At 61.4% G+C, this 25763-nt stretch carries 26 protein-coding genes and 1 CRISPR repeat array (1 of these 27 running past the window's edge); of the genes, 11 read left to right on the forward strand and 15 right to left on the reverse strand.

The genetic code is table 11. From position 1 onward, the window contains the following. Positions 1–44: 44 nt before the first annotated feature. A complete protein-coding gene (gene paaZ / locus CKJ84_RS00660; protein WP_095545614.1) occupies positions 45–2105 on the reverse strand; it encodes a phenylacetic acid degradation bifunctional protein PaaZ in 2061 nt (686 codons plus the stop codon). Positions 2106–2207: 102 nt separating this feature from the next. On the opposite strand from paaZ, the gene CKJ84_RS00665 reads away from it, so the two are divergent. Next, the gene (locus tag CKJ84_RS00665) at positions 2208–2609 is read left to right on the forward strand and encodes a PaaI family thioesterase (protein WP_095545615.1); all 402 of its coding nucleotides are present in this window, start codon (positions 2208–2210) and stop codon (positions 2607–2609) included. A 6-nt stretch (positions 2610–2615) separates the two neighbouring features. Here the strand turns inward: CKJ84_RS00665 and CKJ84_RS00670 are convergent, their stop codons facing one another. From CKJ84_RS00670 to CKJ84_RS00715, 10 genes are all read right to left on the reverse strand, one after another. Beyond that, positions 2616–3455, reverse strand: a complete 840-nt coding sequence (locus CKJ84_RS00670; protein ID WP_095545616.1) for a 3-hydroxyacyl-CoA dehydrogenase family protein — start codon at positions 3453–3455, stop codon at positions 2616–2618. Positions 3456–3481: 26 nt separating this feature from the next. After that, a complete protein-coding gene (locus tag CKJ84_RS00675) occupies positions 3482–4246 on the reverse strand; it encodes an enoyl-CoA hydratase/isomerase family protein (RefSeq protein ID WP_095545617.1) in 765 nt (254 codons plus the stop codon). 3 nt (positions 4247–4249) lie between these two features. Beyond that, a complete protein-coding gene (locus CKJ84_RS00680) occupies positions 4250–5446 on the reverse strand; it encodes a thiolase family protein (protein WP_095545618.1) in 1197 nt (398 codons plus the stop codon). Between the two features lie 41 nt (positions 5447–5487). Beyond that, positions 5488–6270: an enoyl-CoA hydratase/isomerase family protein gene (locus tag CKJ84_RS00685; RefSeq protein WP_095545619.1), complete on the reverse strand. Its 783-nt coding sequence runs from the start codon at positions 6268–6270 to the stop codon at positions 5488–5490. Positions 6271–6279: 9 nt separating this feature from the next. After that, positions 6280–7446 (reverse strand): 1,2-phenylacetyl-CoA epoxidase subunit PaaE, encoded by a 1167-nt coding sequence (paaE, locus tag CKJ84_RS00690; protein ID WP_095545620.1) that lies wholly within the window; start codon positions 7444–7446, stop codon positions 6280–6282. After that, positions 7447–7977: a 1,2-phenylacetyl-CoA epoxidase subunit PaaD gene (paaD, locus tag CKJ84_RS00695; RefSeq protein ID WP_095545621.1), complete on the reverse strand. Its 531-nt coding sequence runs from the start codon at positions 7975–7977 to the stop codon at positions 7447–7449. Positions 7978–8017: 40 nt separating this feature from the next. Further along, the gene (gene paaC / locus CKJ84_RS00700) at positions 8018–8851 is read right to left on the reverse strand and encodes a 1,2-phenylacetyl-CoA epoxidase subunit PaaC (RefSeq protein ID WP_095545622.1); all 834 of its coding nucleotides are present in this window, start codon (positions 8849–8851) and stop codon (positions 8018–8020) included. Beyond that, a complete protein-coding gene (gene paaB, locus CKJ84_RS00705; protein ID WP_095545623.1) occupies positions 8848–9147 on the reverse strand; it encodes a 1,2-phenylacetyl-CoA epoxidase subunit PaaB in 300 nt (99 codons plus the stop codon). The genes paaC and paaB overlap by 4 nt, the downstream gene beginning before the upstream one ends. A gap of 33 nt (positions 9148–9180) precedes the next feature. Continuing rightward, positions 9181–10176, reverse strand: coding sequence for a 1,2-phenylacetyl-CoA epoxidase subunit PaaA (gene paaA, locus CKJ84_RS00710; RefSeq protein WP_198949223.1), 996 nt, complete (start codon positions 10174–10176; stop codon positions 9181–9183). Positions 10177–10275: 99 nt separating this feature from the next. Next, entirely contained in the window at positions 10276–10722 is a 447-nt protein-coding gene (locus CKJ84_RS00715) for a hotdog fold thioesterase (RefSeq protein ID WP_095545624.1), read from the reverse strand. Between the two features lie 166 nt (positions 10723–10888). Here CKJ84_RS00715 and CKJ84_RS00720 point away from each other — a divergent pair, with 166 nt between their 5' ends. The 4 genes from CKJ84_RS00720 to CKJ84_RS00735 all read left to right on the forward strand — a co-directional run bounded on the left by CKJ84_RS00720 (position 10889) and on the right by CKJ84_RS00735 (position 15382). Then, positions 10889–11494 (forward strand): TetR/AcrR family transcriptional regulator, encoded by a 606-nt coding sequence (locus CKJ84_RS00720; RefSeq protein ID WP_095545625.1) that lies wholly within the window; start codon positions 10889–10891, stop codon positions 11492–11494. A 163-nt stretch (positions 11495–11657) separates the two neighbouring features. Continuing rightward, a complete protein-coding gene (locus CKJ84_RS00725; protein WP_095545626.1) occupies positions 11658–12971 on the forward strand; it encodes an AMP-binding protein in 1314 nt (437 codons plus the stop codon). 31 nt (positions 12972–13002) lie between these two features. Beyond that, complete coding sequence (locus CKJ84_RS00730; protein WP_095545627.1) at positions 13003–14349, forward strand: MFS transporter; 1347 nt, start codon at positions 13003–13005, stop codon at positions 14347–14349. Between the two features lie 52 nt (positions 14350–14401). Then, complete coding sequence (locus tag CKJ84_RS00735; RefSeq protein ID WP_095545628.1) at positions 14402–15382, forward strand: GIY-YIG nuclease family protein; 981 nt, start codon at positions 14402–14404, stop codon at positions 15380–15382. A 171-nt stretch (positions 15383–15553) separates the two neighbouring features. Here CKJ84_RS00735 and CKJ84_RS00740 read toward each other — a convergent pair whose 3' ends face one another. Continuing rightward, positions 15554–16510 carry an NAD(P)/FAD-dependent oxidoreductase gene (locus CKJ84_RS00740; RefSeq protein WP_095545629.1) on the reverse strand — a complete coding sequence of 319 codons (957 nt, stop codon included), beginning with the start codon at positions 16508–16510 and terminating at the stop codon, positions 15554–15556. Between the two features lie 308 nt (positions 16511–16818). On the opposite strand from CKJ84_RS00740, the gene CKJ84_RS00745 reads away from it, so the two are divergent. Then, complete coding sequence (locus tag CKJ84_RS00745; protein WP_233125425.1) at positions 16819–17943, forward strand: Fic family protein; 1125 nt, start codon at positions 16819–16821, stop codon at positions 17941–17943. Positions 17944–18120: 177 nt separating this feature from the next. On the opposite strand, the gene CKJ84_RS00750 is transcribed toward CKJ84_RS00745, so the two are convergent. Beyond that, complete coding sequence (locus CKJ84_RS00750) at positions 18121–18963, reverse strand: hypothetical protein (protein WP_095545631.1); 843 nt, start codon at positions 18961–18963, stop codon at positions 18121–18123. A 171-nt stretch (positions 18964–19134) separates the two neighbouring features. Between CKJ84_RS00750 and CKJ84_RS00755 the strand changes: the two genes are divergently transcribed. The 5 genes from CKJ84_RS00755 (at position 19135) to CKJ84_RS00775 (ending at position 23019) form a co-directional block, all read left to right on the forward strand. After that, a complete protein-coding gene (locus tag CKJ84_RS00755; RefSeq protein WP_095545632.1) occupies positions 19135–20073 on the forward strand; it encodes an ABC transporter ATP-binding protein in 939 nt (312 codons plus the stop codon). 3 nt (positions 20074–20076) lie between these two features. Continuing rightward, a complete protein-coding gene (locus tag CKJ84_RS00760; RefSeq protein WP_095545633.1) occupies positions 20077–20862 on the forward strand; it encodes an ABC transporter permease in 786 nt (261 codons plus the stop codon). 5 nt (positions 20863–20867) lie between these two features. Next, positions 20868–21944, forward strand: a complete 1077-nt coding sequence (locus CKJ84_RS00765) for a sensor histidine kinase (protein ID WP_369801141.1) — start codon at positions 20868–20870, stop codon at positions 21942–21944. Continuing rightward, positions 21941–22540 (forward strand): DNA-binding response regulator, encoded by a 600-nt coding sequence (locus CKJ84_RS00770; RefSeq protein WP_095545635.1) that lies wholly within the window; start codon positions 21941–21943, stop codon positions 22538–22540. The genes CKJ84_RS00765 and CKJ84_RS00770 overlap by 4 nt, the downstream gene beginning before the upstream one ends. A 158-nt stretch (positions 22541–22698) precedes the next feature. Further along, entirely contained in the window at positions 22699–23019 is a 321-nt protein-coding gene (locus CKJ84_RS00775) for a LuxR family transcriptional regulator (protein ID WP_233125427.1), read from the forward strand. A gap of 1 nt (position 23020) precedes the next feature. Here CKJ84_RS00775 and CKJ84_RS00780 read toward each other — a convergent pair whose 3' ends face one another. Continuing rightward, positions 23021–23452, reverse strand: a complete 432-nt coding sequence (locus tag CKJ84_RS00780; protein WP_095545636.1) for a DUF488 family protein — start codon at positions 23450–23452, stop codon at positions 23021–23023. Beyond that, positions 23452–24228 carry an NADPH-dependent oxidoreductase gene (locus CKJ84_RS00785; RefSeq protein WP_095545637.1) on the reverse strand — a complete coding sequence of 259 codons (777 nt, stop codon included), beginning with the start codon at positions 24226–24228 and terminating at the stop codon, positions 23452–23454. The genes CKJ84_RS00780 and CKJ84_RS00785 overlap by 1 nt, the downstream gene beginning before the upstream one ends. 197 nt (positions 24229–24425) lie before the next feature. Beyond that, positions 24426–25763: direct repeats of the CRISPR family, unit length 36 nt; unit sequence CCCTCAATGAAAGGCCGTCCAGTAAAGGACGGCGAC (it continues 662 nt past the right edge of the window).

The raw sequence follows: 25763 nt of genomic DNA on the forward strand, positions 1-25763 counted from the left end.
GCGCCGAACACGCCCGTGCGCTGCGGAAAGGGGGTGGTCTACTCCTAGTTCGCGTACGTCGTGTTGACCTTTTCCACGAGGGTGAGCACGTCGTACGTCGCCACGATTTCGTCGTTCTGGTTGTACAAAACTGTGTCCCAGACAACTTCGCCGTAGTCGTCGGTCACACGCGGAGTGATCCGCTTGGCGGTGAGCTCGACGCGGATGGAGTCGCCATAGGTCACTGGCTTGAGAAAGGACAGGTTATCCAGCCCGTAATTGGCCAGTACTGGTCCGGGTTGCGGCTCCACGAACAAGCCCGCAGCCCAGGAGACAAGCAGGTACCCGTGCGCTACTCGGCGGGGGAAGAAGGGGTTAGCAGTGGCGGCCTCTTCGTTGGTGTGCGCATAGAAAGTATCGCCGGTCTCCTCAGCAAACTGAAGAATGTCATCGAGCGTGACTTGGCGCAGGCCGGAGGCGAACTGGTCGCCCACCTTCAGCGTCGCCAAGTCCTTGCGGAAGGGGTGGACCGCGGTACCCGCGCTCACTTCTTCCCGGGTGGCGCGCCGCACGTCTGCGCCGCGGTGCCACTCGCCGGTAATGGAGGTGAGGTGCTGCGGGCTACCCTGAATTGCGGTTCGCTGCATGTAATGTTTGACGGCTCGCACGCCACCGAGTTCTTCGCCACCGCCTGCACGGCCTGGTCCGCCGTGGACGAGGTGGGGGAGGGGAGACCCGTGCCCGGTGGATGTCTTGGCGTCGTCGCGGTCAAGAAAGTGGAGCCGGCCGTGGTGGGAAGCAACGCCCAATGCGAGTCTTTGCGCCGCTTCGGAGTCATGCGTCACTGCAGAGGCGACGAGGGAACCCTTGCCCAGCGCAACCAGGTCGATTGCGTCGTCGAGGTCGGTGTAGCCGATGATAGAGACAACGGGGCCGAACGCTTCTGTGTCGTGAACGCGTTCTGTGCGGGCGTCCGCAAAGGTGAGCACAGTGGGCTGGAAGAATGCGCCGTCGACGGTGTTGGGGCCGCCGGTAATGACGGTGGCGCCGGCGTCGATAAGCGTCTGCACAGCGTTGGCAACATCTTGCGCCTGATCAGCGGACACGAGCGGTCCCATCGTGGTGACATCGTCGCGGGGGTCGCCAACGACGACTTTCTGCTCGAGCTTGGCCGCTAGGGCATTGGCGACGTCATCTACGAGCGCCTCCGGCACGATTGCGCGCCGGATTGCCGTACACTTTTGGCCTGCTTTCGAGGTCTGCTCTGCAAACAACATGGAAATGTACGCGTCGAATTCGGGAGTGCCGGGCGTGGCATCTGGACCGAGTACTGCGGCGTTGAGTGAATCTGCCTCGGAGGTGAACCGGACGCCGTGATCGCGCACAGATTCGCGGTTGCGCAGGGTGCTCGCTGTCGCTGCGGACCCCGTGAATGCAACGTTGTCGTTGTAATCCAGGCGATCTAGCAGGTCTCCTAATGAGCCGGAGATCAGTTGCAAGGACCCCGCAGGAAGGATTCCGGATTTTGTCATAAGTCGCACGCACTCTGCGGTGACGAAGCCAGAGGCTGTTGCAGGTTTTACCAGCGTGGGAACGCCGGCGATAAACGCGGGCGCAAACTTTTCCAGCATGCCCCAGACCGGGAAGTTGAAAGCGTTGATCTGCAGTGCAACACCCTGCAGCGGCGTGTATACGTGGCGCCCCTGAAACGAGAAATCTTGGGTAAAGACTTCCGGCGGGCCGTCAACGACAACGTTGTTGTTTGGCATCTCGCGGCGGCCTTTGGAAGAGAACGTGAACAGCGTGGAAATGCCTCCGTCCACATCTACGGAGTTGTCGCGAGGAGTCGCGCCCGCCTTGGCCGCCTCAGCGTAGAGGGAATCCTTGTGCTCGTTCAGGAACATGGCGAGCTCTTTGAGCTTGAGCGCGCGCTCGTGCAGCGTTAGTGCCTGCAAGTGCTGCTGCCCCGTCGTGCGCGCATATTCAAGCGCACCGGGAAGATCAAGCCCCTCAGTGGTGACTTTCGCAATGAGCTCATTTGTCGACGCATCGCGAACCTCGCGAGCGTTTGTGGTGTTGTCGGGTATTACCCACTGGTCGCAAAGAAAGCTGGGGACTACGGTCATTGGGGATCCTTTCGGTGGTGTCAAAAACGCGAGGGTCCTGACCGAACGGTCAGTCGGTAATGTATGGCGAGTATAACGGACACAACGCATTGGTGGGAGGACATGATGAACGAGGTTTGGAAGATCACGCTTGGGGAACTGGACAAGCACATGGGCGTGGAAGTCCTCGAGGAATCTGCCGAACGCGTCGTGGCGCGAATGCCAGTTGCCGGAAACCGGCAGTCCCTCGGACTCCTGCACGGCGGCGCAATGGCAGCACTGGCAGAGTCGGTGGGCAGCTGGGCGGCGCTTATCCACGCCAGCACGATGGGCAAAGTAGCGGTGGGGGTGGACATCAACGCCACCCACCACTCGTCGGGAAGGGAAGGCTTTGTCACCGCGACCGCGACGGCAATCCGGCTCGGCCGCACGCTGACGAGCCATGAGGTGGTGGTTGTGGACGACGCTGGAAAGCGCCTGTGCACCGCTCGAATCACAAACGCGATCGTAGAAAAGCGCGGCTAAAGGCTCCTACTCCGAGTAATCGTAGAAGCCCTTTCCGGCTTTTCGTCCAAGCTCGCCGCGAGCAACCATGTCGCGCATGAGCTGCGGCGGGGCAAAGCGCGGACCAAGCGTGGATTCGAGGTACTCCGCAATGCCGAGCCGGACATCCAGCCCAACGATGTCTGTCAGCGCCAGAGGACCAATAGGGAACTTGTACCCCAACACCATTGCGTTGTCGATGTCCTCTGCAGAGGCCACACCTTCTTCGACCATGCGAATAGCCTCGAGTGCGATTGCCACGCCCAGCCGGGAAGACGCGAAGCCTGGCGCGTCCTTGACCACAATGGGTGTCTTGCCTAGGCCCGCAACCCAATCGCGCGCGCTTTCCACCAATGCATCAGGTGTCGAGTCCGCGACAACAATCTCAACCAACTTGGACGCCGGCACCGGGTTGAAAAAGTGGAGACCGATGACGTCATTCTCCACCGACTTGGCGAGTTCGGACACCGAAAGTGAAGAAGTATTCGTGGCAATAACAGCCTTCGGCGCATGTTCGCTTATCGACGAGAACGACTGCCGCTTCAGGTCCAGCAACTCAGGGACGGCCTCGACGATAACCTCGCAGTTGGCAAAATCTGCGGGGTCCGTAGACAACGTCAGCCGTGATGCGTATTCCTCGAAGGTTCCCTCAGCGCCGCGTGCCAAAGACCCCTTGATGTCCTTGTGTATTCGACCCCGCGCGGCTTCAATTGCGTCTTCATTGATGTCTACAACGTGGACGTTCGCCCCGGCGAGGACGAAAGCATGGGCGATGCCGCCGCCCATTCGTCCGCCGCCAAGAACTCCGATGTTGGTGGGCACGCTCATAGGTGGGATCTCCTTAGGTATGGGGTCTACTTCTTCTTGTTCTTTTTCCGGTCCAGGAAAGCCTGCATCCGGTCGAACTTCGCTTCGGACTCGAACAGGATGGCCTGGGCAAGATTGTCTACCTGCGGATGTGCGCCTTCCGGCATGGCCAGAACGGACTTGGTAATGCGCACTGCAAGCGGGTCCTGTTTGCCAATCCGTCCGGCCAGCTCGAGCGCTTCGGCTTCGAGCTTCTCCGGTTCTGCCAACGAGGAAACCAGCTGATGTCGCAGAGCTTCTTCGCCATCGAGGACCCGGCCGGCTAACAGGATGTCGCGGGCGAGTGGCTCACCGACCGCAGCACGTAGCCGCCAGGTGCCTCCCGCGGCAGCGATGATGCCCAACCCAGCCTCTGGCTGGCCGAACTTGGCACGTGCGGTAGCTACCCGAAAGTCGGCAGCGAGTGCGAGCTCGAGTCCTCCTCCGAGGGCGTAGCCGTCGATAGCCGCGATGACGGGCATGGGAAGCTTGGCGATCCGGTGGAAGATTGTGTTGTTAATTCCGCGCAGCGCATCATCGCGGCGGCGCTCACGCAACTGCGCGATGTCTGCGCCGGACGCGAAGATCCCATCGGTGCCGACGATGATTGCTACCTGGGGGTTCTCTTCTAGGTAGGCACACACAGCGTGTAGCTCGTCCACCATGGTCTGGTCGATGGCATTTTTCACCTCGGGGCGGGAAAGACGAATGATCAGGGTTGCCCCGCTGTCCTCAACAGTGAGGGCAGAAAACCTAGAAAATTGGTTGCTCAACGTCTACACCCTTTCGATCGCAATGGCGGTACCTTGCCCGACCCCCACGCACATCGTGGCGATGCCACGTTCCGAATCTTCCTGTTCCATGCGGTTGAGCAGGGTGATCGTGATGCGCGCACCGGATGAGCCAAGCGGGTGGCCAAGTGCGATGGCACCGCCCCAACGATTGACCTTTTCCATGTCCAACCCAAGCTCACGGATGCAAGCCAATGATTGCGTGGCGAAAGCCTCATTGAGTTCGATCGCCCCGACGTCGTTGAGATCCCAGCCGGTTCGCTCCAGCACGTTCCTCGTTGCAGGCACCGGGCCCATTCCCATGATCTCCGGTGCAAGACCGACCGCAGAGGAGCCGCGCACTGCAGCGCGCGGTTTCAGGTTGTACTTCTCTACAGCTCGCGAGCTAACGACGAGGATGGCGGAGGCGCCGTCGTTTAGCGCGGAGGAATTTCCTGCAGTCACGACGCTGCCGCCGGCGACGACGGGGCGCAGCTTGGCCAGGACCTCGGTGGTCGTTCCGGGCCGAGGACCTTCGTCTGTGTCCACGACGGTCACATTGCCTTTGCGGTCCTGTACCTCAACCGGAACGATTTCGGAACTGAAGCGACCAGACTTGATGGCCTCGCTCGCCAACTTCTGCGAGCGTACAGCGAACTCGTCAGCCTCTTCGCGCGTAATGTTCTTGACGCGAGCGACCTCTTCGGCGGTCTCAGGCATGGAGAAGGTTGTCTTTTCTTGGTCAGCAAACGTGGGGTTGATGAAACGCCAGCCGATGGAAGTATCGAAGGTTGCGCCGGGCTTGGCAAACGCTTTGTCTGGTTTCTCCATGACCCACGGTGCGCGTGACATAGACTCCACGCCGCCTGCGACGACTACATCGGCCTGTCCTGTCTCCACCATCGCTGCTGCCAGCGAGATCGCGGACATACTGGAAGCACAGAGACGGTTGACCGTGATACCTGGGACGGTATCCGGGTAGCCGGCGAGAAGCCAGGCCATTCGGGCAACATTGCGATTCTCTTCGCCTGCACCATTTGCGTTGCCAATGATCACGTCGTCGACGGCTTCGGGAGGCAAGCCCGCGTCCTCAACGACCGACTTAATCACGAGCGCGGCCATGTCATCGGGGCGTACGGATGAAAGAGCCCCGCCATATCGGCCGACCGGGGTGCGTTTGCCGGAAACTAAGAGTGCATTCATGGGGTGTTCCTTCTATATCAAGTACTGGTTTGCTGTCGTGGCTACGCGCCGCTGAATTTCGGCGTGCGCTTTTCGTTGAAGGCCTGGAAGCCCTCGAAATAGTCTTTTGATGAGCAAAGCTGACCTTGGGCTAGGTTCTCCTGTTCGATCGAGGACCAAAGCCCAGTGCCGTGATCACGAATGGTGTGGACCAGCTTTCTGCTGGCGAGAAATGCCTGGGTTGCGCCGCGTGAGGCTCGTTCAACCCTTTCCCGAGTAAAGTCGAACAGCTGATCTTTGGGGACAGCCCTGGAGAACAATCCCGCCTCTACCGCTTCGGTGCCACTCATCATTTCCCCGGTAACGATGAGATCCATGGTGCGGTGCGCGCCAAGTCGCTCGAAAAACAGTGCGTGACCACCAGAATCGAGCGTGGCCCCGAGGTTGGCAAACGGGGAGCCAACCGTTGCATCGTCAGCCACGTAGACAATGTCGGTGGCGATGGCCAAGCCAAGTCCGACCCCGAGGCACGGTCCGTGTACTGCAGCAAACGTGGGTGCCGGGAACTCGCTCATCTTCTTCAACACGGGGGTGACCTTGTTGGCCAGGTAGTCAGTGGCGTCATCATTGCGAGGGTCGAGTCCCTTGATGTTGCGGCCGGCGCAGAAGCCCTTTCCTTCGCCTCGAAGAAGCAGGGCGCGGACTCCGTGCTCTGCGGCTTCGTCGTAAATCGCCCCAAGTTCAGCGAGGTCATCCTCCCCGAGTGAGTTCATGGCCTTCGGGTTGTTCAGCACGACCTCGGCGTAGTGTTCGCCGTCGTGAGTGTGGATAGTCAGATCGATCATGTTGAGCTCCTATGCGTCGTAGTCAACGGTGATTGATGATCCGGTGGCGTGGGTCTGGCAGGTCAGCACGTAGCCCTGCTCTACTTCGTCGGGTTCGAGGGCGAAGTTTTCGTCCATCTTGTACTCGCCGTCGATGACCTTGGCGCGGCAAGTACCGCACACGCCACCCGCGCACGCGAATGGGACGTCGGACCGCACACGAAGCGCAGCGTTGAGGATGGTCTCGTGCGCGGACACAGGTGACTGGACCTGGCCAGATAGACCATCAAGGGTGAAATCAATCTGGACGTTGTCCCCGTCCGGATCCGCTTCCACCGCGCGACCTTTGTTGCCGTCATTCTTAGTCGGCGTGCCGGTAGTGAACAGCTCGTAGCGGACTTTCTGGGCGTCTACATTCCGATCCGCGAGGGCGTCGCGACACAGCTGCACCAGCTCGAAGGGGCCGCACAGGAACCACTCGTCCACGCCATCGACGTCGATGACGTTGTCCAACAGTGAATTGAGCTTTTCATGGTCGATGCGTCCCGAAAACAGCGGGTTGATCCGCTGTTCTCGTGTCAGGATGTGGTGGACGGCGAAGCGTGATGGGAACTTGTCCTTGAGGTCACCAATCCTGTCCGCGAACATTACGTCGCCGCCGCCCCGATTGGAGTAGACAAGTTCCACTGAGGCATCTTCTACGCCACGCAGAACGGCTGTGGCAATTGCCATGATCGGCGTGATGCCGGATCCAGCCGCGATAGCAACAACGCGTGGACGTTCGATTTGACGCAGCTCGTGTTCAACAGCAGCCGGGTCATTCAGGCCAGTCATGCGGATTTTCGAGGTAAACGCGCCCTGTGGGTTCATCACGTCGATACGGTCACCAGCTTTGAGCTGCTCGTTGGCCCAGGTAGAGAACTTGCCGCCGAAGTCTTTCTTGATGCCTACGCTCAGAGTCCCATCGGTAGGCGCGGAGCACAGTGAATAGGAGCGCCGCAGCTCCTCGCCGTTGATGGTGGCGCGTAGGGCGACGTATTGGCCCGGTGCGTAGTTGTAGTCGTTGCGTAGATCCTCGGGGACGCTGAAGCTTACCTCGACAGCTTCGTCGGTTAGCTGCCTCACCTCCGCTACCTCGAGGGAGTTGAACTTGGCTTTCTTGCGCGCCGAGGTTTTGGCGTCTGTGGTGGAAGTCATCTAGTGCACCTTGAAGTAGTCGAAGGGTTCAAAACAGGTGTTGCAGGAATAGAGGGCTTTGCAAGACGTGGAGCCGAAGGGAGTGATCTCCTTCGTGTCATCGGAGCCGCACTGCGGGCATGTGATGCGCGGCGGCGTTCCCAACCTGAGCAGGACCGGTCCGGACGATTGCTCAGCGCGCCCCTGTGGCGGCGCGATGCCGAAGCTACGGAGATTCTCGCGGCCGGTTTCCGTGATCCAGTCCGTAGTCCACGCCGGGTTGAGTACAAGGTCCACCCGAAAATCCCTATAACCGGCCTTAGCCAGTGCCAACTCCACATCGTTGGTGATGTGGCCCATGGCCGGACATCCGGAGTAGGTTGGAGTGATGGTGATGACCGCGGTGTCGCCCTCAAAGTGCGCGTCGCGCAGGATGCCTAGGTCCGCAATTGAAATCACGGGAATCTCCGGGTCGGGAACCTGCGCGGCGACATCCCAGAGCCGCGCTTCGCTTTCGTCTGTGGGGCGGTGAGCCTGTTCGGTGGTAGCCAACGAACCTGTCCTTCCGTGGTGGGGGTTAAGCAGGGCCTGCTTACCAAGTCGCGCCCGGGTGCTGCCGGGCTAGGAACTGCATTTCGCCGAGGATGTAACTGCGGTACTCGGAGAACTGCCCGGTCCGGTGCCCGCTCATTGCCTGTGCAACGTCGGGGACACCGAGCTCCGCGTGATCCAGGACCGCACTCATCCGCGTATCAAACTCGTCGCGCAAGGAGGATGGAAGCACGCCAATGCCGGCGGTAGCGACCTCGTGGTGGATCGGAAGATCCTCGAACAGTTCGTCCACGTACGGCCACATGTATTCCAGGCCTGCCTGCATGCGGCGCTTTGATTCGTCCGTGCCGAGGCCTAGGCGCAGGACCCACTGGTTCGAGTGATCTACGTGGTACTGCAGTTCTTTCACGGCCTTGGACGCGATGGATGCGATCATGCTGTCCGATGAATTCACCAGCGCGGTATAGAGGCCGTACATGTAGTACGACACAATCAGCTGGCGGGCGATGGTTTGGCCGAAGTCGCCGTTTTCTTGCTCAACGATCGCTGCGGAGCGGAACTCCTCTTCGTTGCGGAAGTAGGCGAGGTCATCTTCGGTCTTCCCGGTTGCGGTGCCTGCGTAGGTATAGAAAAAGCGGGCGTGCCCGACCAGATCGAGAGCGATGTTTCCCAGCGCGACGTCTTCCTCCATCTCTGGTGCGCGCGAGATCCACCAGCCGAGACGCTGGGCGAGAATCAGGGCATCGTCGCCGAGCATTGTGGCGTACTCGGCGGTGACGCTATCGGCGACCTTGCCGGCAGCGCCCACGTCCTCCGGTGTGATCGCGTCGCCTTGCGTCTGCTTCGTTGCAGAATCTTGGGAGGTGAAACTCATAGGTGCGGCACCCCTTCAGACTTTTCAAAGTATGTCGCATGGCGATATGCCTTACCGTTAGAGGACTCGAAGAAGCCTCCCTTGGAGTCGGGGTCGGAGGCGCTGATCGCTTCGGATGGGACTACCCATACCGAGGTGCCCTCGTTGCGGCGGGTGTAAAGATCGCGCGCATTACGTAGCGCCATGGTGTCATCGGCGGCGTGCAGCGATCCAGCGTGAACGTGTGAGAGGCCGCGATTAGAGCGGACAAATACTTCGTACTGGACCCATTCGTTGCGGTCTGTGCTGTTGCTCATGGGGGTTCCTGTCTTTCCAAATAGGGGCAATTGCTAAACGACGAGCGCGTGGTCCGTCGCTGCCTTACGCTTCGCGTACGCGGCGGCTGCCTCACGGACCCAGGCGCCGTTATCAAAGGCTTCCCGGCGACGCTTCAGGCGTTGGGAGTTCAGCGGGCCGTTGCCCTTGATGACGGATTTGAATTCGCTCCAGTCCAGCTCGCCATAGTCGTAGTGACCTCGTTCCTCGTTCCATTTCAGGTCCGGGTCCTCGAAGGATAGGCCAAGAGCTTCCGCCTGCGGGACAATCATGTCTACAAATCGCTGACGCAGCTCGTCGTTGGAGAAACGCTTGATGTTCCAGGCCATGGACTGCTGGGAGTTTGGCGAGTCCGCGTCCGGAGGGCCGAACATTTGGAGCGCAGGGCCGTAGAAACGGTTGATCGCCTCTTGAGCCATTTGCTTCTGCTCGGGCGTGCCGTGCGAGAGCTCATACAAGATCTCCCAACCCTGGCGTTGGTGAAATGATTCCTCTTTGCAAATGCGGACCATCGCACGTCCATACGGCGCATACGAAGCACGGCAAAGCGGGACTTGGTTACAGATCGCAGCGCCATCGACAAGCCAACCGATCGCGCCGATGTCTGCCCAGGTTCGGGCGGGGTAATTGAAAATGGAGGAGTACTTGGCGCGACCTTCGAGGAGTTGGCGAACAAGTTCATCGCGTGAGGTGCCAAGGGTTTCTGCTGCAGAGTAGAGATACAGGCCGTGACCTGCCTCGTCCTGAACCTTGGCCATGAGGATTGCTTTACGCTTGAGCGATGGTGCTCGGGTGATCCAGTTGGCTTCGGGTTGCATGCCAATGATCTCGGAGTGAGCATGCTGGGAGATCTGGCGTGTCAATGTCTTCCGGTAGGCCTCAGGCATCCAGTCTGTGGGCTCGATGCGGGAGTCCTCTGAGATGAGCTGGTCAAAGAGGGCTTGCCCGTCAGCCGCTACCTGCTGGGCGGCTTTTGTTTCTGTCACGGGGGAGAGGTGAGCGGGGGTCATCGAGTCCTCCTCGAGTGTGAATTACTAACCGATCGTTCGGTAAGTCTATGTCGGTACACGTGTGGCGTCAACCACATTGGAGGAATGGGGAGTGAGGAGCTACTTTTCTGTGGGCGGACGAGACGTGGTGCGCGACATTCCACGGAATTCTGCGATGGCGCGTTCGCCGTCGTAAATGGTGACGTCGGTAAGTCCATTACGGCCCCAGGTCTGGGTTTGGCGGGCGACGCCGCGCAGGGTGGTGCCGATCTTGCCTGGGGCGATGAAGTGGATATTCACCTGGGAGGCGACGGTAGGGGTCGCAGTTGTGGTGTTGCACGCGCCGGCGAAGAGAGCATCTGCGAACGTGAACAAGATTCCACCTTGGATGGTGTCAAAGCCATTGCACATTTCCTTCGTGATGGTCATTTCACCTTCGGTATGGTTTGGCTCCACCTTTGTGATGGTGATGCCGAGAAGGGCAAGCGAATTATCCTGCTCATACATCGATTTCACCTGCTCGGTGTCTGGTGTGAACATGACATTAGGACCAAAGATCGTGTGCATGGTGTGTCCTCTGAGGTATTGGCTGGGTTGTTAATTGCGTAAGCATAGAGAGATTGAAGGCGGTGTGCGCAGGATTTGGGGAACTGTAGGCTCGACGTGTTGGGCAGGCGGGAAGTGCTCTTAGGATGGGTGGTGTTGAGGAAATAGAGATGAAAGAGGATTCGACGTGGGGCAAACGGATACTTCGCCTGGGCGCGGGCGTCCCGGCTATACCAGGGACGAGGTAATCGCTGAGGCGATTGATGAATTCTTGGACCGGGGGTATGAGGCGACATCGATGGGAAGTTTGGCTCAGCGGTTGGGGGTGTCAAAGTCGGCGATTTACCACCATGTTTCCTCTAAGGAGCAGCTCCTCGAAGAGGCCACGACGGTTGCCCTCGATGCGCTTTCCAGTGTGGTTGACCAGGCGCAAGGTCTTGATGGGGGGATCGAACACAAGCTGCGGTTTCTCATCGACGGTGCGGTGAAGGTTTTAGGGGAGCGGCAGGCCGAGATTGCGCTTTTGCTACGTCTCCGGGGGAACTCCGACGTGGAAAAACGTGCGCTTGACCGTCGCCGCGCGATCACAGGGACGATGGTCGAACTAGTCGCAGAGGGGCAAGAAGCGGGGGTAATTCGAAGCGACATCTTGCCAGGCGTGGCGGCGAGGCTGATCTTTGGTGTGGTGAACTCGATGGTGGATTGGTACCAGCCGCAAGGGGAGTCGCCGCTGGATGAATTGGCCGATATGGTGCAGCGTTTTGTATGGGAGGGGGTCTCCTGTCGCAGATAGCGAAGCCTTTTTGAACGAAAGGGGTGGTGTGCATTGCAAATCATTTTGAAAATGTTGTGGAAAACACTCACTTCGCGATGTAGCCTAACTCACAAGGAACTGACCGATTGGTCAGTAAACATTGGCCGGTGCCATCCGGCTACAGCGAGAAAGGTGCATCCCCTTGACTGCAAACTACGACATCACTTCCACATACGCCGGCCCTTCGACCTCGATTGAGTACGCCTCAAGGGACGAGATCACAGCGCTCCAGACAGCCCGTATGAAGAACACGCTGCGCCACGCGTACTACCACGTTGACCACTATCACAATGCGTTCGATGAAGCGGGGGTGCACCCCGACGACTTCAAGGAGCTTGCTGACCTCTCCAAGTTCCCGCTGACGGACAAATCTGACCTGCGTCGAAACTACCCGTTCGGAATGTTTGCAGTGCAGCAGCACCAGATCGCCCGCGTCCACGCTTCTTCCGGCACGACGGGCCTGCCCACAGTGGTTGCTTACACGCACAAGGACGTGGAAACCTGGGCAGAACTCATGGCGCGGTCCCTGCGCGCGGGCGGTGTCCGACCCGGCGACAAGGTGCAGGTTACCTTCGGGTATGGACTTTTTACTGGCGGACTTGGTGCCCATTATGGTGTGGAGAAGCTTGGAGCAACCGCCATTCCTACCTCAGGTGGCCAGACGGAGCGCCAGATCCAGATCATGCGCGACTTTGAGCCAGACGCCATCCTCGGCACGCCCTCGTACATGCTTAACGTGCTCGACCGGATGCGCGCCGAAGGGCAGGATCCGCGTGAATCGTCGCTACGCGTCGGCATCTTCGGCTCTGAGCCGTGGACCCAAGGTATGCGCGAGGAGCTGGAAAACGGATGGGGCATCGACGCAACCGACATTTACGGTCTGTCCGAGGTCATGGGGCCGGGTGTTGCGCAGGAGTGCATCGAGACCAAAGACGGTCTGACCATTTGGGAGGACCACTTCTACCCGGAAATCCTGGACTTGGAAACTGGACAGCCCGTTGAAGACGGTGAGTTCGGCGAGCTGGTTGTCACCCCACTGACCAAAGAAGCATTCCCTGTCATCCGGTACCGCACCCACGACATCACCCGATTGCTTCCAGGAACAGCCCGCTCGATGCGACGCATCGACCGCATTTCTGCGCGAAACGACGACATGATCATCCTTCGCGGCGTGAACTGTTTCCCCAGCCAATTTGAAGAGATCATCACTGAGGATTCTAAGCTGCGACCGCGCTACCAGTGTGTACTTGACCGGAAGGGCCGCATGGACAATCTCACTCTCGTGGTCGAACATTCGCCGGAAGCGAGTGAGGCTGACATTGAACTGTCGTCGCGGACTTTGAAGAAAGCCATCAAGGACCGCATCGGAATCACGGTAGATGTAGTGATCAAGCCACACGTGGATACCGGCGAAGGTAAGGCGAAGCGCCTGGTGGACAACCGCCCGAAAGGGTAGCCCCTGAGCAAACGGCCTGAAAGGACCAACAGTGACAACTTCACCCAGAAAAGAATCCAGCCTCATCGCAAATGAGCCAACCACACGCGAGAAACTCACGAATGAGCATAAACGCGTACTGGGTGGTGCTCTCGTCGGCACCACGATCGAGTGGTTCGATTTCTTCATTTACGCCCAAGCAGCGGGATTGATTTTCGCGACGCAGTTTTTCAACCCCGTTTCGAATGACTCCCCGGGGCTGGCGCAGATTATCGCGTGGGCCTCACTAGGCATCTCCTTTCTCTTCCGCCCGTTTGGTGCGATTATCGCTGGCCATCTGGGTGATCGTATGGGACGAAAACCTGTCCTGGTCATCACGCTGATGGGTATGGGGATAGCTACGTTTCTCATGGGGCTCTTGCCGACGTATTCCGCGTGGGGCATTGCAGCGCCAATTCTTCTCGTGGTGCTGCGAATCATCCAAGGCATGTCTGCTGGTGGGGAGTGGGGCGGTGCTGCGCTGATCGCGGTCGAGCACGCACCCGCGGTGCGGCGTGGCTATTTTGGTGCCTTCCCGCAGCTCGGTGTCCCACTAGGAATGATGCTGGCGACCATTATGATGCTGACGCTAACGGCTGCGATGTCACCCGAGCAGTTTGAAGCGTGGGGATGGAGAATCCCATTCCTTTCGTCGTTGGTGCTCATTCTGGTTGGATTCTTTATCCGAAAGAGCGTCGAGGAATCTCCGGTGTTCACGGAGATCGAAGAGTTGCGCGAGCGCTCCTCCGCGCCGCTCAAAGATCTCTTTGCTGGGCATTCAAAGTTGGTGGGTCTGTGCGCACTGATCTTCGCAGGTAACAATGCGGCTGGGTACCTCGTGATTGCATTCTTCGTGTCGTATGGGTCAAAGGTGCTTGGCTTTCCGCGTGCAACGGTCCTAGGAATCATGCTGCTGGCGAGCGGCGCATGGTTCCTCTCAACGCTCATCGGCGGTTTGCTCTCTGATGTAGTGGGGCGAAGGACCATCTTCATCTGGGGCTACCTTGCACTGATCCTCTGGGCGCTCCCAACGTGGGTGCTCGTTGACTCGGGGCAAATCTTTCTGTTTGCGATGGGCACTATCGTGCTCGGGAGCCTGCTCGGGTTCACCTACGGTGGCCAGCCGGCGCTATATGCGGAAATGTTTCCAGCTTCTGTACGTCTCTCCGGTTTGAATATCGGGTACGCCCTGGGCTCGATTATTGGTGGTGCGTTTGCTCCGATGATCTCGCAGATGATCTTGGAACGCAGCGGTAACGCAATCTACATCGGTGTGTACATCGCTATCGTGTGTTTGATTTCCCTCCTCGGCGTTCTCGGGGTTCAGAAGGGCATTCAAGGACGGAGCCTGAGCGAGTAGATCGTTCCTGATTTCGGCTGAGGAGGCCTGCTATCCGTGACATGCTCGGAACATGAGCATCGAGTTTGAGCAGGCGTCTTTCCGTGGCACGGCGTATCAGGTGGATGACCTCGATTCGGTCGCGATCCTGTTCGCGGGGAAGGAAAAACGCGGGATCTATCGGCTAAGCTTTGAAAACGGTGAGGCGTACGTCGGGCAGGCCGTAGACGTTGTCCGAAGGTTTGCTAACCACCACCGTCGATGGGATGACATCGTTGGTCTCGAATTCTTCCCGGTGCCCGAGCCCGAACCGCTGCTGGCGGCAGAGCGCATCCTCATCGCAGAGACCGAACGCGTGAGCCCGGTGCGCAACGTGGTGGATACGAAGCGGCCGCGCGGCGACAAAGACTACGTCATCGAGGTGACCGAAGGCAACAGCGTATCCCTGCCGTGGGACCGTTCGAAGCGGACGGCGGTGTCTGATCTCGTGCAGCCGGCTTCCCGAGCAAAGTTTTTCAAACTTGCTCGCCGTCCCGACTACTTCTTCACCCGCGAGATCGCCGGGTGGTTTATTCATGAGACGATTCCGGACCCGGTGGCCACAGAAGGAAAGCTCTGGACCGCGACGGTAATGCCCTCGACCAATCGGCAGCGCGACTACTTCCGCACCTTCTGCATCAGCACGGGGAACATCGAGGTGATGGTCGGGGAGATGTACGACGGAGAGCATCCGCAGGTGTGGATCAACACCGAGCGGAACGAGGATCTGCAGAAATACTACGGGGACCACGACGGCTGGCAGGTCGACGAGGTCGACTACCCGATTGCGGAAACAACGCGGTGGACCTTCAACGCCTACTTCCTGTACGACATCCTCGCAGGTACAGAGGATTTCCCTGCTCGCGACGCGATGGTGGAGAGCGCGTACGCCCTCAACGTCCGGATGATGCGGCACGGAGGCACGATGTACCGGCGCTTCCACAGTGCGGAGCTCGCGACCGATCTACTCGGTGCGGCAGCGAAGTGGGGAAACCCGGAGTGGTGTACCCCATGAGGCCAGCCGCTGCGAGAACCTTAAACTTTGGTGGCTTAACCTTTCGCGTCTGGCAAAACGTGAAACCTTAGGCCCCTAAAGTTTCACGTTTCCCGAAACCTCAAAACTTCTCACGGTAAAATTGCGTCGCAATCCAGCCTGCGCAGCGCAGCTGGACAAGCGCACCCGCGCCTACAGCCCCGCGACATCCTCCGCCAGCATCGCCTGGTCCACCTTGATGCCCACGGCCGCGCCCGCGCCCATCGCCTGCGACACCTGGTCCGGCGAGCTCACCACGTTGCCCGCGGCCCAGAGCCCGCTTATCGACGTCCCACCGCCGTCCACCCGCACCCAGCCGTCAGCCGTGCCGTCGACGGTAGCGCAGCCGGCCTGCTTGAGCAGCGCGTCGTTGGGGAGGAAGTCGGGCCCGGTGAAGCAGGCGTCGAACGCGGTGGCGTCGTCGCCGGCGCGCACGACCACGCCGGTTGCGGAGTCGGCGTCGGGGGCCACGCGGGTGACCGGGGCGTCGTTGATGGTGGCGCCGAGGGCGTGGAGGAGGTGGCGGGTGGCGTCGTCAAGCGAAAGCCCGTTGGGGAAGAAGGTGAGGCGGTCGGTCCACTTGGTCAAAAGCTTTGCGACGTTCACCGTAAACGGCGGGTTCGCGCCGCCGATCAGCGCGATGCTGCGGCCGCGGACCTCCCAGCCGTGGCAGTAGGGGCAGTGGAAGACGCGCGTGCCCCACAGTTCCCGCAGGCCAGGGACGTCGGGGAGGCGGTCGGTGATGCCAGTGGCGACGAGAACGTGACGGGAGCGGAGCGCCTCGCCGGTGGAGAGCATGGTGCGCCAGCCGCTGTCGGCGGGGGAGAGGGCGTCCGCGGTGGCGCGCACGAGGGTGCCGCCGAAGGATTGGAACTCGGCGAGGCCCCGATCGCGCAGCTCCATCGGCGGAACGCCGTCCATGCCGAGGATGCCGTGGGCGTGTTCGCTGAAGCGATTGCGGGGCTGGCCTGCGTCGATGAGCGTGACCTGGCGGTTGGCGCGCGCGAGGGTGATCGCTGCGGCGGTGCCGGCGAATCCGCCGCCGATGACGGCGACGTCGGTGCGGGCGTTGTCGGTTGGCGGTTGAACGTGGCTCTGGTGCAGTGTCATGCGAGGTCCTTTGCACAGCGTGCGATTTGGTCTGGTCCACACGCCACCGTAGCGATGAGGGGGGTTGCAAGCGGAGTTAGCTCCATTTTCAGCTCGAGGAAAGCGTAGATTGAGGTGCTTTGACCAATAGCTAGTAAGCAAGCTTTACGATGCTGTCGGAGGGTAGCGGAATAAACTTTAGGGTTTTTGTAGATGTCAAAACTTAGGCCAATAAGCTTTAACGTCGAGTAAAATTATAAAGCTTCGCGTGCTAACTTTGCTTCATGAGTTGGCCAAGTATCTCTTTTGAGACATTGCCGTGGCGTGCTGTGGCTGAGAACCTGTCGAGGCGCGCTCAGCTGCGCACGCCCAGCCAATACGAGAGCGCTATCGTGCCGCATATCGCTGGCGAAGAAGTGCAGCTTCGTCCTGAGACACTTGCCGCAGCGGATAAAGCGACTATTGCAGTGACGCGCTATGACGCTACGCATGCCACAGATCTTTTTCCGTTCATTCCATTATTGCTGCGCGGGGAGTCGGTGGCATCGAGCAGAATCGAACAGCTGACCTCCTCGTCTAGGAAAATTTTTGAAGCTGAACTTTCCGGCGCCGGGTCCGCGAACGCCAAGTTGATCGTGGCGAATGTTCGGCAGATGCAGCGCGCGATTGAGGTCGATTCAGCGACGACTAGGACGCTATTGGCAATGCATAGCGTGCTTCTGCAGGACTCCGCGCCCGAGATCGCGGGTAAGTTGCGCGAGCAAGCGGTGTGGATCGGTGGGCCGGATGATCACCATCCGGGTGGTGCACTTTTTGTGCCGCCACACCAAAAGCATGTTCCAGCACTGTTGGAGGATTTAGAAGCCTTCATGGCTCGCCGCGATGTCCCGGTGCTGGCGCAGGCGGCGATCGCGCACGCCCAGCTTGAAACGATTCACCCCTTTGCTGACGGCAACGGGCGCACGGGGCGTGCGCTGGTACACGTGTTGCTGAAGTCGAGAGGGCTTAGCGTGAACGGGCCGGTGCCGATCTCTGCAGGTTTGCTGTCCCGTGTTGATGACTACTTTGCTGCGTTGGACGCATACCGGCAAGGCGACGCCGATCAGATCGTGGCGCTGTTCGCAGCAAGTGCGCTCGAGGCTGTTGAACATGGGACGTGGATTGCGCATGAGTTGGACTCGGTGCTGGGGGAGTGGCGGCAGCAGCTGACTGCCCGCTCCGACGCCCTGGCGTGGAAGGTCTTGCCGTTGCTTTTGCAGCGTCCAGTGCTTACGACACGCATCGTGGTCGACGAGCTTGGAGCGTCTCTGGTCTCAGCGGGAAATGCGCTGGAAACTCTCGAACGAGCTGGCATTGTAGTCGGGGCACAACTGGATAAGCGGACGCGTTCGTGGCGAGCCCCCGACGTGCTCGAGTTGCTGGACGAGTTTGCAGAGCGGAGGCGGCGCCTATGATCAAACGGCGCTAGCTCCGTTTACACCGGACTCGAGGGTAAGACCCCAGGTCGCGAGAAACCAGAAACCCTAGATGGAGCTAGCTCCGTTTGCACCAGCGCCGCCCCTGTCGCCTGGCCTGGTGAAACGCCCACGCAACGCCCACGAAACGCCAGCCAAGCCAGCCAAGCCAGCCAACTACCCGCCCATCCCAGACTTCCACGCTGCGAGCGTCGCGTGCAGCGGGCGCGGCGCGAAATTCACCGTGTACGCCCCCGGCTCCGCCTCCGCCTTGAAGCACAGCACCCCGCTGTTGGTTTGCCCGTGCTCAAACGTCAAGTTCAAGTGGTTGAAACCGGGCGCGTAGCTGGGCTCCACGGTCTTCCCGCTCGGCATGGTGAGCACGAAGTCGCTCTTGGAAATCCACAGCTCGTCATTGGTCATGTTGAGGATCGACACGTCGTTGCAAAGGAAGCTGTCCTCGCCGTATTTCCCCATGTCGCGCACCGGCCCGACGCCGATGCGCAAGCCCCCGACGTTCGCCACCTCGCCGGCCTCGAGTGGCGTGAGCTCGAAGGCGCTTTTCGACGGAGCCTCCATCCCCCTCGGACTCACCGGAACCGGATCCTGCACCCCGGATCTTGGGTCGTAATCGTCCGGACGGTACATGGCGGGCTCCTCGCCCGCCTCCTTGGCTTGCGAAATCCGCTCATCCACCGCCCCGAAATTCGGGAACTCAGCCTCTGCCGTCGGCGACTGTTCCCGACCCTCCGTAGTCTCCGCCCCGCCGGGCCCATCGGTCATCGAGGTGTAGATCAACCCGATCGCCCCGGCCACCGCCAGCGCCAACACGATGACGACCCACCAGTTCTTGAACTCAAACAGCGTTCTTTCCTCCGGGTCGGAAGGGACGTCGTCGCGCCAGTGCTGCCCCGACCCGAACTCGCCAGGCCCGAACACACCGGACCCGCCGGCCCCGGGCTGGTTCGAACTCGGCTGGTACGAGAAGTTCTTGTACGGATTCGGGTTCTTGCTGCTCATGTGCTGGTCCTTTCGGGAGGGCCGGCGAGGCCGCGCCGGGCGCGGCAACGCTTCGAACACCCCTCACAGTACCGGCCGGCGCGCCCCCCGCACTCGCCCATGACAATTGTCATGCCCACCTCATGACAAAAACCAGTGTGCGCCGAGTCGCCCATACATAGGCTGCGAATCATGTCCACCACAGCAGTCGCTCCCAGCTCCCGCCCCGTCGCCATCCACGTCGCGGACGTGACGAAGACGTTCACTCCGCGTGGCAAGCATCCGGTCCACGCGCTGCGCGGCGTTTCCTTCGACATCCGTGTCGGCGAGATCGTCGCTCTGCTAGGGACGAACGGCGCGGGTAAGTCCACGCTCATCGACATCATCCTGGGGCTCACCACGGCCACGTCGGGCCAGGTGAGCGTTCTTGGCGGCACGCCCAAGCAGGCTACGGGGAACGCGCGCATCGGCGCAGTGATGCAAACGGGAGGCCTGCTCACGGACATCACCGTCAAGGACACGCTCAACCTGGTCGCCGCGGCGTTCCCCACGCACCGGCCGCTGGATAGCGTCGTCGAGCGGGCGAATCTGGAACCGATTCTGAGGCGTCGCGTCGGCAAGTGCTCTGGCGGCGAGCGCCAGCGACTCCGGTTCGCGCTCGCCTTGCTGGGCGACCCGGACATCATCATCCTGGACGAGCCCACCGCCGGGATGGACGCCGGCGCGCGCCACGCATTTTGGGACGCGATGCGACTCGAGGCCGCCGCTGGGCGCACCATCATTTTCGCCACCCACTACCTCGAAGAAGCCGACCAGTTCAGCGAGCGCGTCATCCTCCTCGACCAGGGCCAAGTGCTTATCGACGCCCCCTCGCACACCCTCCTGGCCACCTCCCCCACCCGCCTGCTCACCGCCGAGTTCCCCGCGGGCATCCCCGACGACCTCCACCTACCGGCCGACGCGGAGCTGGAGCGCGACGGCAATATCCTGCGCGTGCGCACCGCCGACGCCGACTCGCTCGCTCGCGCCCTGCTTACCTGCACCGACGCCTGCAATCTCACCATCGTTGCCCACACCCTCGAGGACACGTTCCTCGAGCTCACGCGCAAGAACGCCAACCAAACGGAGTGACCCATGACCACCACGCACACCCCGACGTTTTCCAACACCCTGTCCTACATCGGCCACGACCTGCTTCGCCTGCGCCGAGAGCTCACCGTCCTGGTCTTCAGCGTAGTTCTACCCATCTTCTTCTACCTCTTGTTCGGCGCAATGGACGATTACGCCGACGAGCCGGTCAACGGCGGAAACATCTCCGCCCTGGTCATGCTGGGGATGGCGGTTTACGCGGGCGTCACCGGCGCCGTCGGCGCCGCGGGGTCCACGATCACCGAGGCGGAGAGTGGCTGGTCCCGGCAGCTGGCGCTCACCCCGCTGCGCCCGTGGCAGCTCACGCTGTCCAACATGTGCAACGTGGCGTTGCGCGCCATCTTGCCCATCGCCGCCGTCTTTATCGTCGGGGCGCTGACCAGGGCGGAGATGCAGCCGCACCTGTGGCTCCTCGCGTTCATCACCTGCGTACTGGTGTGCATCCCCTTCGGGTTCTATGGGATGGCCTGCGCGATGGCGGTGCCGGGGAGTAATACGGTGGCGATAGCGTCGACGTCGATAGTCTTGCTCAGTTTTGCCGGCAACCTGTTCATTCCGCTGAAGGAGCCACTGCTGGAAATCGGCCGCTTCACCCCGATGTATGGCGCGGCGGCGCTGGCGCGTTGGCCTGTCTCGCGCGGCACGCAGCTGCTGGCCAACGGTACAACCACCGACCCAATGTGGTGGGCCTGGGCTAACATCGCGGTATGGACAACGGTGTTCGTCACCGCGGTGTTGCTCCTCCGACGCCGCGACAAGAACCGGAAGTAGCCGGGGTGTTGTCTGCGCCGTTGCGTGGCTTCAACACCAGCAACACCCTGTTTGCCGGCGTGTGGCTGGTGTTCCTCGCGCCCGCCATCATCGCCGTGACCGCGGATCATGCGCACGCGCCCGAGTTCCTCTCGGCAGAGGCCGGTGTCGTCCTCATCTTCTGTGTCGCCTACCTGTTCAGTATCGGCTCCGCCTCCTACTTCCCGCGCGGCTGGTCTAGCCGCAGTCGCGTGGCTGCGCGCTGGGCTCTACTGGTGCTTGTTGCGCTGGCGTCGATCCCCGTGTTCGGCGTGTGGGCAGTGATCTTCGTGCCGTACTTGGGCGCCCTACTGGCGTATCTCGCGCCCGTCCGAGCCGCGCTGCCCGCGATCCTGGCCACCGGTACCGTCGTCCTCGCGGTGGTGTGGCGCACTTCGCCTGCCGACGCCCCCGGTACCGCCATCATCGCATTCGGACTACCACTCTTGGTGCTGGTCCTCGGCGTGCTCACGCGCCGCAAGGAAGCCACCACCGAGCTCGAGCGTGACCTGGACCTGGCTCGCCAGCGCGAGGACATCGCCACCGACGTCCACGATCTCCTCGGTCACACACTCACCGTGATCAACCTGAAATCGGAGGTGGCTCGCCGGGCCGTCGATAATGATCCCGAACAGGCAAAACACGAACTCGCGGAGATTGCGCAGCTGTCCCGCCAATCCCTCGCTGAGGTCCGCGCTACCGTCACCCGCATGCGCACGCCCACCCTCGCCGGCGAGCTGGAGGCTGCGCGCCGGGCGCTGTCCACCAGCGGGATAGCCGCCCACCTGCCCGAGTGCGCGCCCACGAACCACGATGCCCTCTTCTCCTGGGCGCTGCGCGAGCTAACCACGAACGTGATCCGCCACTCTGGAGCTCGCAACTGCTGGGTCACGCTGACCCCCGATACGCTCACGGTTGCCGACGACGGCGCCGGCTTCGCTGCCGCCCCCGCCGACCACACCGGCGGTCTGGCCGGCCTGCGGTCCCGCGCCACCGAGGGCGCGCTCCTCATCACCCGCGAGCCGGGGCGCACTACAGTCACCCTGTCGATGGGCCGCCCATGATCCGCGTCCTCATCGCCGAAGACCAGGCGCTCGTCCTCGGCGCACTCGTCGCGCTCCTCGGCGCCGAACCGGACATCGAGGTCGTCTCCCAATGCTCCACCGGCACCGAAGTTGCGGGGCTGCTTGAGCAATCGCCTATCGACGTCGCACTCCTGGACATCGAACTCCCCGGCCGCAACGGCCTCGACGTCGCCGCCGACCTCGCCAGTCACCCCTGTCGCACGCTCATCGTCACCACCTTCGGTCGCCCCGGCTACGTGAAGCGGGCCTTGGACGCGGGCGTTGACGGGTTCGTGGTGAAGGACACCCCGCCTGAGGAACTGGCCTGCGCCATCCGCCGCGTCCACGCCGGCTACCGAGTCATCGACCCCCATCTCGCCAGCGAAAGCCTCTTCGCGCCGAACAATCCACTCACAGACCGCGAACAAGACGTGACCCGCCTCCTGCTCCGGGGCCTCGGCGCCTCCGACGTCGCCGCCACGCTGCACCTTTCCTCCGGCACGGTGCGCAACCATGTGTCCAGCATCATTGCCAAGACGGGTGCCGGAAACCGTTTCGAGGCGGCCCGGCTTGCTGAGGACAACGGCTGGGTGTGACGTTTCGCCGGCAACCGAGGCCGCCACCCAGACGGCGCTAGCTCCATTTGCGGCCAGCCCCACCAGCTCCGCCAACCACACTGCCCACACTCCCCGATATTCCACGCCTCGACCCGGTAAAATTACCCACAAATCCAGAAACCACCCCAGGAGCAGCGATGAACCAGGATCTCCCCGTCAATCGCCCGGAGGTGTTCGGCGACACCGACTCCACCGACGATGCCGACCGCGCAACGCGCATCGATACCGTGAACGCCGTGGAACCGAAGCCGGGCGGCGCGCGCCCAGCGGTCAAGCGCATGTTGCAGTGCGTCAGCGGATCGCTTGAGTTCGAGTGCGGCGGCGACCGGTTCCCGCTGCAGCCGGGCGAGGTCGTTCACCTGCGCGCCTACGTGCCGCACGCGGTGTACTGCCCAGACAGCGCCCCGGAGGAGGGCAACGTGCTCCTGCTCAGCATGCTCACCGGCGAACGCCACTAAGTTACAGGTGTACGACCTCCACGTCGTCCCACGCGTCGGCGAGGTACTCGGCGGCGACGAGCCGGTGGCAGGTGCTGGGGTCGGCCTCGGAGCAGAGGAGCACGGCGTCGCTGAAAAGCTGGCGATCGAGCGACGAAACCTCGCCGTCGTCGTACTCCGCGCGGAGCTTGCGCGAGAACTCCTCGAACTCGATCTCGTCGTGCCGGTAGGCGTGCATGAGGTCGGCGCTGGGCGCGAGCGACACCTCGTGCGTGTACGGCATGTCCAGGATGACCTTGAGGAAGTAACGAAGGTCGTCCTTTTTGGTAAAACCGGCGAGTTGGTTCGTGTTGGAGCGGCGGATGTCCACTACGCGCCGGGCGCCGGACTCGCGCAGGATGTCGAAGAACTCTTCGGCGCTTTTGTGCGAAAACCCGAGTGTGTAGATCCGCATTAAATGATGAATCCTTGCCAGCGGGCGGCCTGCAACGATTCGTCGAGAAGCTCGCGCTTGGGCGTGAGCTGCTTGACCACCTGGTTGATGTAGCTGTCCACGCGCTGGTTGGCGTTGCGGAGGTCGTAGTACGTGGTCATCTCCTGGTCATAGTCCGCGAGCGCCTCGGACCAGCTCGTGCGGTGCTGGTAGCCGTTCTCCATGACGCGGAACTCCGGCGCCATGCGCGGCTTGAGCTGCGGGTTTTGCCCCGGCCAGCCGAGCGTGAGGCCGACGACGGGGAACGTGTAACGCGGCAGCTTCAGCGTCTCGATCACCGCGGCCGTGTCGTTGTGGATATTGCCCAGGAAGTTCGCGCCGAGCCCGAGCGATTCGGCGGCGTTGACCACGTTTTGCGCCATGAGGCACGCGTCGGTAAACCCCTCCACGAACACCTTCGTCTTGCCCGCGCCACTCGGGTCGTAGCCCTGTTCGCGCAGGATGGCGGCGTTGCGCGCGGAATCCACGATGAACAGCAGGTACACCGGCGCGCGCTTGACGTACTCCTGATTACCGATCTCCGCCAGCCGCCCCCGCAGCTCCGGATCCGTCACCCGGATCACGCTGGCGTGCTGCATCCCGCGCGAGCTCGCCGTGCGCATGGCCACGCGGTACAGCGTCTCCAGCGTCTCGTCGCTGACGGGCTGGTCGGTGAACTCGCGAATCGTGCGGTGCGTCAGCTGCGCGCGCACCGCCGGCGGCGCGTCGATAGAGAGGTCTTCGGGTTTCGGTGCCATGTCATCATGCATGCTCCCAACGCTACCGCAGGGGCCATCGCTTATCGACGCCCCGTTGTCCCCACCTCACCTCCTCCCCTACTTCCGACGCTGCGCCCGCGGTCGCTAGGATGACTCATGCCGCTGACCTTAACGAATGGCCGCCCCACAGAGGGGCGGCGAACGTTTCTAGCAAGGGCGAAATGCCGCAGCATGGAACCTCAATGAAAGGCCATCCCGTAAAGGATGGCGACTCCTGCCGGACGAGATCACCTGCTTCGAGCGGGTTCTCCCCTCAATGAAAGGCCGTCCCGTAAAGGACGGCGACGTGTCGGTGTGCGGTCTTGTCGAGCTCTGCACGCAGCCCTCAATGAAAGGCCGTCCCGTAAAGGACGGCGACATATACGCCGCCAAGTCAGCGAGCGGTTGCTTACGGCCCTCAATGAAAGGCCGTCCCGTAAAGGACGGCGACACCGTGCATGGACGGCTCGCCGCCTGGCATGTGCTCCCACCCTCAATGAAAGGCCGTCCAGTAAAGGACGGCGACAGGTGGAGGACTTTCTTCCTGAGCCGGGCACCCCGGACCCTCAATGAAAGGCCGTCCAGTAAAGGACGGCGACCTACCTCCGCCAGAACGGGCCGGGACGTGGCATGTCCCCTCAATGAAAGGCCGTCCAGTAAAGGACGGCGACAGCGCGTCGGTGAGTTTCTGCTTCGGTGGCAGCGTCCCTCAATGAAAGGCCGTCCAGTAAAGGAGGGCGACGCACTGATCGAAGAAGCCGGTGACCTGGTCGAAGCCCCTCAATGAAAGGCCGTCCAGTAAAGGACGGCGACAGGTCAGCGTCTCCCGCCCCGGTGTGCCGGTAGCCACCCCTCAATGAAAGGCCGTCCAGTAAAGGACGGCGACCGCGCGACATCGACTGAGAATGTACGCGTGAACGTCCCTCAATGAAAGGCCGTCCAGTAAAGGACGGCGACTTGCCAGCGACACGCCGAGGTTAGGCGGTTGCATTCTCCCTCAATGAAAGGCCGTCCAGTAAAGGACGGCGACGCACGTGCGACTTGATCGGCAGGCGCTTCTTGGTGTGCCCTCAATGAAAGGCCGTCCAGTAAAGGACGGCGACTTCGAGGCTCGACAAATGTATACGGATCGCGGCCAGGAGTCCCTCAATGAAAGGCCGTCCAGTAAAGGACGGCGACCGCATCCTCGTCCACGAGCTCACCGAAGGTACCGAACCCCCTCAATGAAAGGCCGTCCAGTAAAGGACGGCGACGGTCCGATTGGCCCGTAATCAGCTTTTCCGACGCGGTACCCTCAATGAAAGGCCGTCCAGTAAAGGACGGCGACCGTGCAGGGGCACCAGCTGGTAGTCCCGCGTGCTCTCCCCTCAATGAAAGGCCGTCCAGTAAAGGACGGCGACGCTGCGCGACGGACTGTCAATGGTGCGCCATTGGTCCCTCAATGAAAGGCCGTCCAGTAAAGGACGGCGACTGCCCGGTAGGTCGTCTGACACACCCAAAATGCCGACCCTCAATGAAAGGCCGTCCAGTAAAGG

Source organism: Corynebacterium sp. NML 120412 (genome assembly GCF_002285155.1).
Classification (GTDB): Bacteria; Actinomycetota; Actinomycetes; order Mycobacteriales; family Mycobacteriaceae; genus Corynebacterium; species Corynebacterium gottingense.